Below are 12558 nucleotides of genomic sequence, written 5' to 3'. Positions count from 1 at the left end.
TATCTTATGCAGCTTTCCATGTGGACCTACCCCTGGGATGTCCAGGATCTCGGTTTCGAGATGGTCGAACGCGATCTGGTCGAACGCGCGGGACTCAACATGATCAGCCTTGCTGCCTCGTATCATGCGGGACGCTTCCTTCAGCCGCGCAGCCCGCGCCGCAAAGCCTATTTCCCGGAGGACGGCACGATCTACTTCAAGCCAACCGCCGCGCGATGGGCCGACCTCGCAATTCAGCCCAAGGTGGCGGACGTGATCTCGCAGGGAGGCGACGTGCTTGGCGAGCTCGTCCGCAGACGAGACGCCAATGGGCTCGGTGTTTCGTGCTGGACGGTGTGCCTGCACAACACCCGCGCCGGCATGCTTTATCCGCAGGTGGTTACCCGAAATGCCTTCGGCGATCCCAATTATTACAACCTTTGTCCCTCGCATCCGGATGCGCGCGCCTATGTTCGCGCGCTGGTCGCCGACGTTACGCACACCTACAAGCCGGACAGAATCGAGCTCGAAAGCCCGTCATTCATGAGCTTCGCCCACGAATATCATCACGAGAAAGACGGTGTCGGGCTGACCGCGGAAGATGACTTCCTTCTGTCGCTGTGCTTTTGCCCGTCCTGCTTCGCCCGCGCCGCTTGTGCCGGCATTGACGGCGAGGCGGCGCGCAAACTGGTCAGCGGGTGGATCGTCGAGACCTGTGATCGTGCCGTTCCGGCACCGCGTTTTCCGGACTTTCCGAACGGTAGCTTCGATACCTTCCAGCCCTGGCCAGAATTATACGACTGTCTGCTGTGGCGGTTCGAGCCGGTGACCAGCTTGGTTGCCGAGCTGCGCGACGTTGCCGATCCGGGCACACGTGTCCTCATCATTGACCTGAAGGACGGCTGGTTGGGCGGCTGCGATCTGGCGGCTCTCGGCCAGGCTTGCGACGGCGCGATCCTGTGCGCCTACGATATGCAGGCCAGCGATGTCGCAGATCTGATGGCCACTGGCCGTGCCACGCTCGGAGCAGAGAAATTCCTTGGGACCGGTTACCGGCTGTTCCATCCGGAAATGGCAGGCCCGGACATTCTCGCCGCCAAAGTGAAACCGGCGCTGGCGGCGGGCGTCGATGGCATCAATTTCTACAATTACGGCCTTGTACCTGCCGCACGCCTCGATTGGGTGAGTGCCGCACGATCTGTGTGAACAATCGATCCACTGCCGACCCAATAGGCCTAATTTTGCCTCGAGCATTGCGCGTAATGGAGAGGCGTTCGGAGGACTTCCCGCATGGATTCTCGCATTGCTTTGGCCGGCGGCCAGCAGCCTAGCTGAAAATCGAGGCATGGCTGTGAGGGCCACGCGGGAGGGAGGCGGGTTATACGGTGGAGCGCATCTTCCAATTTATTCGCTCTAGCGCATATTGAAATCTATCTTCTGAGCGTATATCTCATAGCTGGAGAGGTACGCTGTGGACCAAATCGCCCGAACGCCTAAGCAACTCGGAGATGCCATCCGCCGGCGGCGCCGCAAGCTCGGCCTGAACCAGGCCACTGTCGGGGAGCACACGATGCTACGCCAAGCGACCATCTCGGCCGTCGAGAATGGAGCGCCCGGGACACAGCTCGGAACGCTTTGCGACATTCTCGCAGCGCTCGACCTTGAATTGGTTGTCCGCTCTCGGACCAGAGCAAAGTCGACCGAGATCGAGGACGTCTTTTGATGGCTCGTCCGCGGCGGCACCTCCCGCTCAACGTCTTCTTGAACAGCCGTCTCGTCGGGCGGCTGAATAGACAATCCAGCGGCGCGATCGATTTTCAGTATGATCCGTCCTGGCTTGCCTGGGAGCATGCGCTACCAGTCTCGCTATCTCTGCCCCTACGTGAAGATCGCTATATCGGTGCACCCGTCATTGCCGTGTTCGACAATCTCCTGCCCGACAGCATCCCGATTCGCCGCCGTATGGCTGAGCGTGTTCATGCCCGAGGGATAGACGCCTACGACTTGCTTGCCGCTGTCGGACGGGATTGTGTCGGCGCACTGCAATTCCTGCCGGATGATGTCGAGCCGGGCCCCGCCGGTATTGTCGACGGCAAACCCGTTGACGATATCGAAATTGCTCGTCTCGTCCGCGATCTGGCATCGGCCCCCCTCGGGCTGGGCGAGGATGAAGATTTCCGGATCTCGATCGCTGGCGCTCAGGAAAAGACTGCGCTCTTGTTCTGGAAAGGACGTTGGTACAAGCCGCTGGCGACGACTGCTACAACGCACATCCTCAAGCCACAGATTGGACGCTTGCCAAATGGCATCGACCTTTCCTTCAGTGTTGAAAACGAATTTTTCTGCCTCAAGATGACAGCCGCCCTGGGACTCCCGTGCGCCGTCGCCGCAATCGAGGAATTCGAAGGCAATCGCGTGCTCGTAGTCGAACGTTTCGATCGCCGATGGACGAGTGACAACCGTCTCCTGCGCTTGCCCCAGGAAGACTGCTGCCAGGCTCTGTCTGTGCCTCCGTCGCTGAAATACGAATCCGATGGCGGGCCTGGGGTTCCGGCTATCCTTGGTCTGATGAAGGGAAGCGACCAACCGGAGCTAGATCAAGCTGCGGTTCTGAAGGCCGTGGTCGCCTTTTGGCTGCTCGGCGCCACAGATGGACATGCCAAGAATTTTAGCGTCTTTCTTTCTCCCGGCGGCCGGTTCCGCATGACGCCGTTATATGATGTGATCTCAGCGCAGACCAGCCTTGATGCGGGACAGATCAGGCGCAACAAAATGAAGTTGGCGATGGCTATAGGCGACGCACGCCACTACCTTATCGATAGCGTCATGCCGCGCCATTTCATCCAGACCGCCGCCAAGGCAGGAATTGGTCCAAAACCCGTCACAGCGATCTTTGACGAGCTGCGCCAACGGGCGCTAGCGGCAATCGAACTGGTTTGTGCATCGCTCCCAAAGGGTTTCCCTTCGCAAGTCGCAGATGCCATTGGCAATGGGGTCAAAGCTCGCGTGCGCAGACTGGAAGAGGTGTGATGCTTAAGATCGAGGCACAACCAGACTGATAGCCATTGGGACGTCCAAATGATCTTCTTTTAGCAGCAGCAACGCCGCGCGGGATGTAATCAACCCACGGACTTGCCAGCCTGTAACTTTCTGACCAGGCCGATCAGCTGATCCAGGTCCGCGCGTGTAAGCGCAAGCATCTCCGCAGGGGGTTTGTGATATTCCCTTGTCAATTCCTCAATGGTTGCAACACCCTTGGCCGTAAGCTTGACACGTTTGACACGGCGATCGCTTGGCGACGGAACCCGTTCGGCGAGCCCCGCCTGCTCCAACCGGTCGACCAGCCAGGTCGCCGTCGAAGGGTCGCAGTGCCATTGAGCGGCCAATGCGCCGATCGGCTTGCCCGCATCTTTGTCGAGGGTGAAGAGGGCGCGCGAGTCGTTGGGCGTCAGACCCAATTTCTGCTGGATCGCCAACCGGTCCGGCGCGGACCGCATCAGGAAATCAAACATCAGGCGCCAGGCCTCGGTGGCGTGCTGCAAGCGATCTTGGCCCGGTCCCATTCCACGCTCCTTCGTGTCTTGACACATATTTGGACCAATCATATGATTTGATCAATCAAAATGTTTGGTGATCAAAGCAATGAGAGGAGATCCGAGATGACCAACACCACGGTTCTCGTCGTCGGGGGCGGCCTGAACGGTCTGACGGCGGCCGCCCTTTTGGCTCACAACGACATTCCGTGCGTCCTCGTCGAGCGCCATCCCGACACGTCAATCCAGTACAAATTTGCCGGCATTTCCCCGCGCAGCATGGAGATCTTTCGAAGCCTCGGCCTCGAGGAGGAGATTCGTGCAAATCGTACGGGGGACCAGCAGGCAGGCGCTATTGCGCGCGCCAGGAATCTCACCGATCCCGAGATTCAATGGGGCGGACCGGCGTGGCCGGATGCAAGTGCCCTCAGCCCCACGCAACCGGCGACGTGTGATCAGCACGTCCTGGAACCGATTCTGCGCCGCTACGCCGAGCGGAACGGTGCAGACATACGTTTCAGCACGGAACTGGTGGCTTTCGAACAGGATGAGAATGTCGTCCGCGCGGAAATTCGCGATATCGCGACCGGCGCAAAGGACGCCATCTCGGCCGACTATCTGATCGTCGCGGACGGTGCGAACGGCTCGATGCGAGAGAGGCTGGAGATCAGCCGCAGCGGGGCAGGCGGCCTTCAGCACTGGATAAATGTCGTCTTTGACACGGACATGCCTCCGACGATCGGCGGCAAGCGTTTCACGTCGTGCTTCGTGACGGACCTCAACGGGACCTTCACGCCCAGGGAGGGTGGACGATGGCTTCTGGCGCTCCAGTACTTTCCCGAAAAGGGCGAGAAACCCCAGGATTTTGATGAAGCCAGGTGCAGGGAACTGATCATACGAGGTGCGGGCCGGTCGGATATCACGACTAGGCTTGTCGATGCGCGCTCCTGGGAAGTGGCCGCGATGACAGCGCGCCAATTCCGCCGAGGCCGCGCGTTTCTTGTGGGGGATGCGGCACATTTGATGCCCCCAACAGGCGCTTTCGGTGGCAATTCAGGTATCCACGACGCCCATAACCTTGCCTGGAAGCTTGCGATGGTAACACGCGGGCATGCCGGTCCCTCTTTGCTGGATAGCTATGACATGGAGCGCCGGCCGGTCATCGAGGCTACGTTGGCGCAAGCGCTCGCCCGCCTTCAGAAATGGTTCGACGATCCGTCGAAGCGATTGCCTCCCCCAGTCGCGATGGTCGAGGATTACGACGTGGTATTTGGCCAACGCTACGCTGCAGGTGTCGTGGCTCAGGAAGCCACGCGGGACGATCACCCATTCCAAAAATCCACGGAGTTGTCGGGCCGCCCTGGCACGCGTTTACCGCATTTCGCGGTCGGGCGTGCCGGCCAGCGGATTTCGAGTCTCGATTTGTGCGATCGCGACCTTCTTCTCCTCTGCGCCGACGACGCATGGTGTCAGGCCGCTGACGCCGTAAGCCAGCGCCTCCGCATGCCGCTGACCTGCCACGCCTTTGCCAATGGGGGTCTGATTGATTTGGACCATCGGTGGCCTTCCGCGCTCGGGGTTGAAAGCGGCGGTGCCGCCTTGGTCAGGCCGGACGGGTTTGTCGCGTGGCGGTCAACGCACAGTGTGCCTGATCCTGTACAGATGCTGATCGAAATACTTGACGGCTTGGGTTTCCGCACGCAGGCGTGCGAACATCATCAGTGAGCGGCGGATGCCTCCGGTCTTCCGGCACGACTTCCTTGCCGATGTCGTCGCCGGGAATGCCGGCGATGTTCAGCCGTTTGCCCGTCTCGTCATGCCTCTTCCTACTCGTTGTCACCGAGTAGGGCCGCGCCAACCGCTTCGGTCCTCCCCTTGTGTCGCTAAACTCGCATGGACCATCGTGCTGGCCTTTGGCATTGGAGGCCGAATGTCGCCGTTACGGCAAATGATCAATCAACTCGTTCAGCAGGAGCAGCAACGCCCCAGCGACGACAGCCGCGGCAGCATCGTCCAGCATGATGCCGGCCCCACCCCTTACCTTGTCATGCATGATACGGATGGGCCAAGGCTTGACGACGTCGAAAAACCGGAAAGCAAGGAAGCCTGTTGCCCACCAGAGTGGGTCGAGTGGCAGCATGGAAAGTGTCACGGCGGCGCCGAAGGTCTCATCGATGACGACGATCTGCGGGTCCTCCGTCCCGGTATGGGAGATAACATGCGATGACGCCCATACGCCGACGGCGAACAGGGCCGCATAGGCAAGCACCGTCAGCCAAGGTGATGCGGGTATCAGAGCCGCGGCAACAGCCACTCCAACCATTGCGCCGGCCGTGCCCGGCCATGTTGGAGATAATCCCACGCCGACAGAGGTCGCGAGCAGGTAGGCGAACTTGGGTAGAAATTTATGCATCGAGTTTCGGCCGGCTTCCGACGGGTCGCAAGCAATCATAGTCACATCGTTCGGGTGTTGCCGCCAGACCGCCACTCGATTTGCACAACCGTCACAAGGGCATCGCCCAAACCGTGAAATGCTGTCGGGCAGCTGTCGCTGCGACCGGAAGTTCTGTTTCGCCGTCAGCTTGGCGAGCACCTTAATCCGCCGGCCACATTCGCCAAACGAGATCGCTTTTGCGGCGAGTTGAGAACGTTCCTGAGCCCGGTCTCGGCCCGCATTGGCCAACTGAAACGGTGGCGATGGTGGAACAAACCCGCAAATTGCTGGTAAAGCTCCGTCAAACGACATCATCAGAGGAGCCGCCATGATCGCCGGTCTCATGAAAAGTCGCATCGACCCGCTATGGGAGCAGGCCGCCTCTCCGCTGATCGGGATCGGCATGACGCCGAACCAGGTTACGGCCAGCGGGCTCGTGCTCGTGGCTTTGTCTTCGGCCGCCTACGCGTATCACCATTCAAGTCTTGCCTTTGGCTTGTGCCTGGCGTTTGCCTTCAGCTTCGACGCGCTGGACGGTGCGGTCGCCCGCCGGACAAATATGAGCACCAAGGCCGGTGGCTATTTCGACGCTGTCGTCGACCGTTATCAGGAATTGGCCGTCTTTGCGGCAATAGGCTGGGTCGCCGATCTGTGGGCGATCGCAATGTTCGCGTTCGCCGGCGGGATCCTCACCAGTTACGCCAAGGCGCGGACGGCGCTGGAAATCCCTGTGGAAAACCATGGTTGGCCGGATTTCTTCGAGCGGATGGAACGTCTGGTGTTCATTTGCGTGCTGCTCGCCGCCGACGGAGTCGCGACTGCCATGGGCGCGGCTTCGCCCTGGATTCTGGCAGGCGGGTTCGCGTTGTACGCAGTGCTGGCCAACGCGACGGCCCTGCAACGGATCAGTCGCGCATTTGCGATGCTGAAACGAGCCGACGGGAAGCAGCCGTGAGACCGCTAGAACGCGAGCATCGTATTGACCGCCGTGGCTTTTCCAACAAAGTCGCGTCAGCGCCAGCCCAAGCCTGGGGCGACGTGGGTCAGGATCGCCTCGATGGCATGGACATTGTAGTCGACACCGAGCTGGTTGGGGACCGTGAGCAGCAGCGTATCGGCCTCAGCGATGGCTTCGTCGCCCTTTAGCTGCTCGATCAGGACGTCCGGCTCGGCGGCATAGGAGCGGCCGAACACGGCAAGCCTGTCTGCCTCGATATAGCCGAACTGATCTCCACCCTGGTTGCCGCCGAAATAGGCGCGGTCGCGATCGTCGACCAGCGCAAAAATGCTGCGGCTCACCGACACCCGTGGCTCGCGCGTGTGGCCGGCCGCCTTCCAGGCTTCGCGAAAAGCCCTGATCTGTTCGGCTTGCTGGATGTGAAACGGCTTTCCGCCTTCATCGAATTTGAGCGTGGAACTCTGCAGGTTCATTCCAAGTTTCGCCGCCCATTCTGCGGTGGCGTTTGTGGCGGCGCCCCACCAGATGCGCTCGCGCAGGCCCTCCGAGTGTGGCTCGACGCGAAGCAGGCCAGGCGGGTTGGGAAACATCGGCCGCGGGTTGGGCTGGGCAAAGCCTTTGCCCAGCAACACTTCGAGCAGCACTCCGGTGTGTCTGCGAGCCATGTCGGCATCGCTCTCGCCCTCTTGCGGGGCGTAGCCGAAGTACCGCCATCCGTCGATCACCTGCTCCGGCGAGCCGCGGCTGATGCCTAGCTGCAGACGCCCTCCGGCGATCAGATCGGCGGCGCCGGCGTCCTCGGCCATGTAGAGCGGGTTCTCGTAACGCATGTCGATCACCGCCGTGCCGATCTCGATTCGGCTGGTCTTCGCCCCAACCGCTGCGAGCAGCGGGAAGGGCGAGGCGAGCTGGCGGGCGAAGTGATGCACGCGGAAATACGCGCCGTCCGCACCCAGCTCCTCGGCGGCGACGGCCAACTCGACGGACTGCAAAAGCGCATCGGATGCCGTCCGCGTCTGCGATTGCGGCGAGGGCGTCCAGTGCCCGAACGAGAGGAAACCAATCTTCTTCATGAAATAGCCAGCCTAGAGGGAAGACAGGTGCAGACTATGCTTCGGCGCAGAGCAAAGCATCCCGAAATCGGTACCGACGGCCCAGTTTGAGGTGAACGGTCCGTTGTTGATCAGCGATGCCGTCAATGGCGAGCCTGTTGCTGGCGCGAGCGCATCTAGGAAGGTGCCGCGAACGCGAGCACTATCGCGATGAGGATCAACAGCGGCCCCATCCATTTAAAATGGGTTCCAAAGTTGGTCCACCATGCTTGCTGGCCGGGGCGAGCTTGGAACGGGTCCGCGAGAAATCCGAAGCCGATGCCAGCCATCCACAACCCGGCGCAGAACATGATGAACTCGTCGATGTAATCCGCGACCATGTTCCGCAACTTTCGAATTATGCCGCCGCCACGTGCGCCGAATTCGAGCCGATATAGTTACGGATCGTTTCGATGATCCGGTCCTGGTCGGCCTCGCTCAGATAGGGATGCATCGGCAGGCACAGGATGCGCTTCGGCAGCTCTTCCGAAACGGCAAGGCCGGTCGGCGTGCGCGGATAATCGCGATAGGCAATCTGGCTGTGCAGCGGTTTCACATAGTAGATGACCGACGGAATGCCCTTTTCACCGAGATGTGCCTTGAGCCCGTCGCGCTTCGGCGTTTCGATGGCGTATTGCGCCCAGGCCGAGCGGCCGCCGCCCAGATTGCGCGCCGTCTTGACTATATCGCCGAGACCTTCGGCATAGCGATTAGCGACCGCTTGCCGCGCCACCATCTCGTCCTCGAGGATGGCCAGCTTCTCGATTAGGATCGCCGCCTGCAGTGTATCGAGCCGTGAATTGATGCCGACGCGGACATTGTCGTATTGCGTTTCGCCCTTGCCGTGAAAGGCGAACGAGCGCAGCTGTTCGGCCAGCGCATCGTCATTGGTGAACATCGCACCGCCGTCGCCGTAGCAGCCGAGCGGTTTTGCCGGATAGAAGCTGGTCGAGCCGACGGTGCCGAACGAGCCGCACATCTTGCCGTCAGCCGAGCCGCCGGTCGCCTGCGCCGCATCCTCGATGACCATCAGGCCTTCGCGATTGGCGATGGCCATGATTGCTTCGTAATCGGCGGCGAGGCCGAACAGGTCGACGGGAATGATTGCCTTCGGCCTCAGCCGCCCCTCCGCCTTGATCATGGCGATTGCCGCCTCGAGGCTGGCGATGTCGATATTGTAGCTGTCAGCATCGACATCGACGAACACCGGCTCGGCCTTGGTCAGCGCCACCACTTCGGCCGTGGCGGCGAAGGTGAAGCTCGGCACGAATACCGCGTCGCCCGGGCCGATGCCGGCGGCAAACAGCGGCAACAGCAGCGCGTCGGTGCCGTTGGCGCAAGCGACCACGTGCTTGGTGCCGATATAGGCGGCGAGCTTGTTTTCGAATTCGGTGACCTGCGGTCCAAGAATATAACGACCTTCGTCGACGACGCGGTCGATTGCCGCCTTCAGCCTGTCGCGGATGCGTTCGCGCTGTGCGCCAAGATCGATGAACTGCATGTCGGCCTCAAACGGTTTTTAGCCAGATAACCGGCCGCTGGTAGCAGACTTGGCACGGCCGAGAAAGCCGCAGGGCAAAACCCTGAATTGCTCAAGTGTCGCAGCCTGTTACCTCTGGTTTCCGATCTGCCCTCTTAAACGCGGGAAAATCCGGGCTTCGGCATGCTTGATATGGGCTGCGCATCCCGCCCGCCAGGTTAGGCGAAACATAAAGTGATCGCCGGCAGGCAGTCCGTGAGGCGGTTGCCAGCCGGTCAGGCGAGTTCATGCCGCCATGGCGGATTGGCGCCGGCCCGCGAGACCGTCACCGCCGCAGCCTTGGCGCCGAGCGTCAGCGCCTTATGGATGGCTTCTTTCGGCAGGCCGGCGATTGCCGTCTTCGACAGCAGGCCCTGCTCGTGCAAGGAGGCAAGGATGCCGGCATTGAACGTGTCGCCGGCGCCGACCGTATCGACCACCTCGACCTTGTCCGGCACGACCGTGACCCGGTGCTGGCTGCTGTAACCAACCGCGCCCTCGCTGCCGTGGGTGACGACGATCAGCTTCGGGCCGCGGTCCAGCCAGTTGCGGACGACGTCCTCATGCGAGCCGGCTTCGTCGAACCAGTTCAAATCCTCGTCCGACAGTTTCACGATGTCGGCCATCGCCATCATGTTGCGGATGCGCCTGAGATGCCTGGCCTTGTCGGGAATGAAAGTTGGCCGGATGTTGGGGTCGAGCATCATCACGCGGCGCTCATGCTCACGTCGCATGAACTCCTCATAGGCCGATCCGGCCGGTTCCGAGATCAGGCTGATGGCGCCGAACAGCATGGCCTCGATCTCGCTGCCGAGCTCCGGCAGGTCCTCGATGGTCAGCATGCGCCCGGCGGTGTTCTCGTCATAGAATGTATAGGTCGCCTGGCCGTTGGTGAGCCGCACGAAGGCGAGCGTGGTCGGCCGCGGCGAGGTGTGCGCATAGGTGGAACTGACCTTGCTGGCCCCCAGCGCCTCCCTGAACTGCCCGCCGAACAGATCCGACGACAGGCCGGAGAAGAAGCCGGCCGGCGCGCCGAGTCGGCCGAGCGCAATGGCCGAGTTGAAGACGGCACCGCCGACATAGGGGGCAAAGGCCGCTTCGCCCTCCGTCGTGGTGCGCGGCAGCATGTCGATCAGGGCTTCGCCGCAGCAGAGGATCATGAAGTCTTGCTCTCCGGCGGATAGATCACGCCCTTGCGAATGATGATGTTGGCGTAAAGCCGCGGCTCGCTCGTCGCGACGATCGCGTGCGCGGCCTTGACCCGTGCATAGAAGTCGGCGCCGGCAAGCGCAACCACCTTGCGGCCCGGCGCATGCCTGGCGCAGATCGCTTCAATCTCATGATGAACCGGATCGGCGAGCAGGGGATCGCCTTTAGCCGAGGCGCGAAACAGCGCCTGCGGCACGGCGTCGTCGACAGGCAACACGCTCAATACGGCATCCAGCACCGGGACGAGATGATGACCGTCGGCGCGGATCAGCCGCTGTGCCTGCTGTTCGGCCGGGTAGTTGCCGTCGACCAGCGCGATCTCGTCCCCATGGCCCATGGCGCGCAACATCGCCAGAAGCTCCGGGCCGAGCAGCGCCGGGATACCGATCAGCATGCTCAGAAGCTCCGGGAAATCGTGGTCGAGCCGATGAGGAAGCGCTCAGACAGCGGCAGGCTGGCGCCACCCAGCGCCCGCGCATGGATGCCGACTGTTCCCTCGCGAACGGCCGGCAGCCTCAGGCCTTCGCCGTCGATCCTGCCGATGGCCTGGATGACAGCATCGACAAGCCGCCTGCGCACGGCGAGCGGCATCCATCCGTCGATCACCGCGGCTTCGAAATCGATGACGGACGACGCCGCAACGATGGCATAGGCGAGCGCGTGCGAGGCGCTGGCGATCCAGTCGTCAAGCTCGGCGCCGATCTCGCCCCAGTCCCCCGGTGATGTCCACAGATGCGAGGCTTCGACGCCGCGCGCGTTGAGCGCCTTTTCCAGCATGGCGATCGACGCCACGTCGATCAACTGCGTCGGCTTGCCGTCAGGTCCGGGCACTGGCATTGAGCCCAGCGCGCCGGCATTGCCGGTTGGGCCGCCAAACAGCCGGCCGTTCAGCACGATGCCGCCGCCGGCAAAGGCACCGATGTAGAAATAGACGAAATCGCGCGCCGCACCCGCCGCCTGGCCGAACACGAGCTCGGCGCCGCAGGCCGAGGTGGCATCGTTTTGCAGGTAGACCGGAAATTCGCATTGCGCCTGGATGTCGGCGCGGATGTCGCGATGGCGCCATTCGTCCATGATTTCACGCGGCGCGCCGGCGGTATCGGCCCAGTTCCACAATTCGAACGGCATGGCGATGCCAAGCCCGGCGATGCGCTTGTCCTGCGCAGGAGTGAGCTCGCCGCGCATCTTCTTCATGCCGCTCGTAACGAATTCCACCGTCTCGCGCGGCGCCGGATAGCGGTACGAATGCTGCAGCATCGAGCGCACATTGCCGAGGAAATCGATCAGCACGAGCTCGGCGCTGCGCCGGCCGATCTTCAGGCCGATGAAATAGGCGCCGTCGGGATTGAGCGCCATGGGTGTCGAGGGCTGGCCAATCTTGCCGCGCAACGGCGCCTGGCGAACGAGCAGGTCGTCCTCCTCCAGCTCGCGCATGATGACTGATACTGTCTGCGCCGAGAGGCCAGTCATGCGTGCGATGTCGGATTTGGCCAGGCTGCCGTGCTGGCGCACCAGCGACAGCACCAGCCGCTCATTGTGGTCCCGCATGCCGCTTTGATTGGTGCCGCGGTGCAGGCGGCTTTCGGCCGCATCGGGCGAGCCGTGCCTTGTAATGCCGGTCTCCACCCCTGTTCCTCCCGTCGTTTCCCCTCGATGCTTTTGGTCTAGAGTGAGTGAACAATCCTGCGTTGTCAATAATAAATAAGAGTGATTTAATTATTGACAGTGCTGGCGGACTGGTGTCTCTTGAGATCGGCGTCGACACTGGGAGATTTCGTCGGACGCGCTGCAGATGCCGGTTGGCCGGCATCCTAAATGGTTCAATGGGAGGAAAA

Annotated in this window: 13 protein-coding genes; 5 read left to right on the top strand and 8 right to left on the bottom strand. The window is 61.7% G+C overall.

Annotation, left to right across the window (positions count from 1 at the left end; translation table 11 throughout):
* Positions 1-6 precede the first annotated feature (6 nt).
* From NKH91_RS22410 to NKH91_RS22400, 3 genes are all read left to right on the top strand, one after another.
* Positions 7-1185 carry a hypothetical protein gene (locus tag NKH91_RS22410; protein WP_352885413.1) on the top strand — a complete coding sequence of 393 codons (1179 nt, stop codon included), beginning with the start codon at positions 7-9 and terminating at the stop codon, positions 1183-1185.
* Between the two features lie 265 nt (positions 1186-1450).
* A complete protein-coding gene (locus NKH91_RS22405) occupies positions 1451-1702 on the top strand; it encodes a helix-turn-helix domain-containing protein (protein ID WP_023718464.1) in 252 nt (83 codons plus the stop codon).
* Complete coding sequence (locus NKH91_RS22400) at positions 1702-3009, top strand: type II toxin-antitoxin system HipA family toxin (protein WP_023718463.1); 1308 nt, start codon at positions 1702-1704, stop codon at positions 3007-3009. Before NKH91_RS22405 ends, NKH91_RS22400 begins: the two co-directional genes overlap by 1 nt.
* Before the next feature lie 89 nt (positions 3010-3098).
* On the opposite strand, the gene NKH91_RS22395 is transcribed toward NKH91_RS22400, so the two are convergent.
* Positions 3099-3542, bottom strand: a complete 444-nt coding sequence (locus tag NKH91_RS22395; protein WP_031193803.1) for a MarR family winged helix-turn-helix transcriptional regulator — start codon at positions 3540-3542, stop codon at positions 3099-3101.
* 96 nt (positions 3543-3638) lie between these two features.
* On the opposite strand from NKH91_RS22395, the gene NKH91_RS22390 reads away from it, so the two are divergent.
* Positions 3639-5237, top strand: coding sequence for an FAD-dependent monooxygenase (locus tag NKH91_RS22390; RefSeq protein WP_352549182.1), 1599 nt, complete (start codon positions 3639-3641; stop codon positions 5235-5237).
* A gap of 214 nt (positions 5238-5451) precedes the next feature.
* Here NKH91_RS22390 and NKH91_RS22385 read toward each other — a convergent pair whose 3' ends face one another.
* Positions 5452-6276 (bottom strand): phosphatidylglycerophosphatase A family protein, encoded by an 825-nt coding sequence (locus NKH91_RS22385; protein WP_352848349.1) that lies wholly within the window; start codon positions 6274-6276, stop codon positions 5452-5454.
* Here NKH91_RS22385 and NKH91_RS22380 point away from each other — a divergent pair.
* A complete protein-coding gene (locus tag NKH91_RS22380; protein ID WP_352717074.1) occupies positions 6275-6901 on the top strand; it encodes a CDP-alcohol phosphatidyltransferase family protein in 627 nt (208 codons plus the stop codon). The two genes, NKH91_RS22385 and NKH91_RS22380, sit on opposite strands and share 2 nt — an antisense overlap.
* Before the next feature lie 56 nt (positions 6902-6957).
* On the opposite strand, the gene NKH91_RS22375 is transcribed toward NKH91_RS22380, so the two are convergent.
* From NKH91_RS22375 to NKH91_RS22350, 6 genes are all read right to left on the bottom strand, one after another.
* Complete coding sequence (locus NKH91_RS22375) at positions 6958-7977, bottom strand: LLM class flavin-dependent oxidoreductase (RefSeq protein WP_352549178.1); 1020 nt, start codon at positions 7975-7977, stop codon at positions 6958-6960.
* A gap of 155 nt (positions 7978-8132) precedes the next feature.
* Complete coding sequence (locus NKH91_RS22370) at positions 8133-8336, bottom strand: hypothetical protein (RefSeq protein ID WP_023718458.1); 204 nt, start codon at positions 8334-8336, stop codon at positions 8133-8135.
* A gap of 17 nt (positions 8337-8353) precedes the next feature.
* The gene (locus tag NKH91_RS22365; protein WP_023718457.1) at positions 8354-9496 is read right to left on the bottom strand and encodes a DegT/DnrJ/EryC1/StrS family aminotransferase; all 1143 of its coding nucleotides are present in this window, start codon (positions 9494-9496) and stop codon (positions 8354-8356) included.
* Between the two features lie 254 nt (positions 9497-9750).
* Positions 9751-10674: a carbohydrate kinase family protein gene (locus NKH91_RS22360; RefSeq protein WP_352848350.1), complete on the bottom strand. Its 924-nt coding sequence runs from the start codon at positions 10672-10674 to the stop codon at positions 9751-9753.
* A complete protein-coding gene (locus tag NKH91_RS22355; RefSeq protein ID WP_023718455.1) occupies positions 10671-11117 on the bottom strand; it encodes an RbsD/FucU family protein in 447 nt (148 codons plus the stop codon). The genes NKH91_RS22360 and NKH91_RS22355 overlap by 4 nt, the downstream gene beginning before the upstream one ends.
* A 2-nt stretch (positions 11118-11119) precedes the next feature.
* A complete protein-coding gene (locus NKH91_RS22350; protein ID WP_352848353.1) occupies positions 11120-12349 on the bottom strand; it encodes an ROK family transcriptional regulator in 1230 nt (409 codons plus the stop codon).
* Positions 12350-12558: the final 209 nt, after the last annotated feature.

The sequence above is a fragment of the Mesorhizobium sp. M0894 genome (genome assembly GCF_040319725.1).
GTDB lineage: Bacteria > Pseudomonadota > Alphaproteobacteria > Rhizobiales > Rhizobiaceae > Mesorhizobium.
The sequence above is the reverse complement of the archived record's forward strand: the minus strand, read 5'-3'. Positions and strand labels throughout refer to the sequence as shown.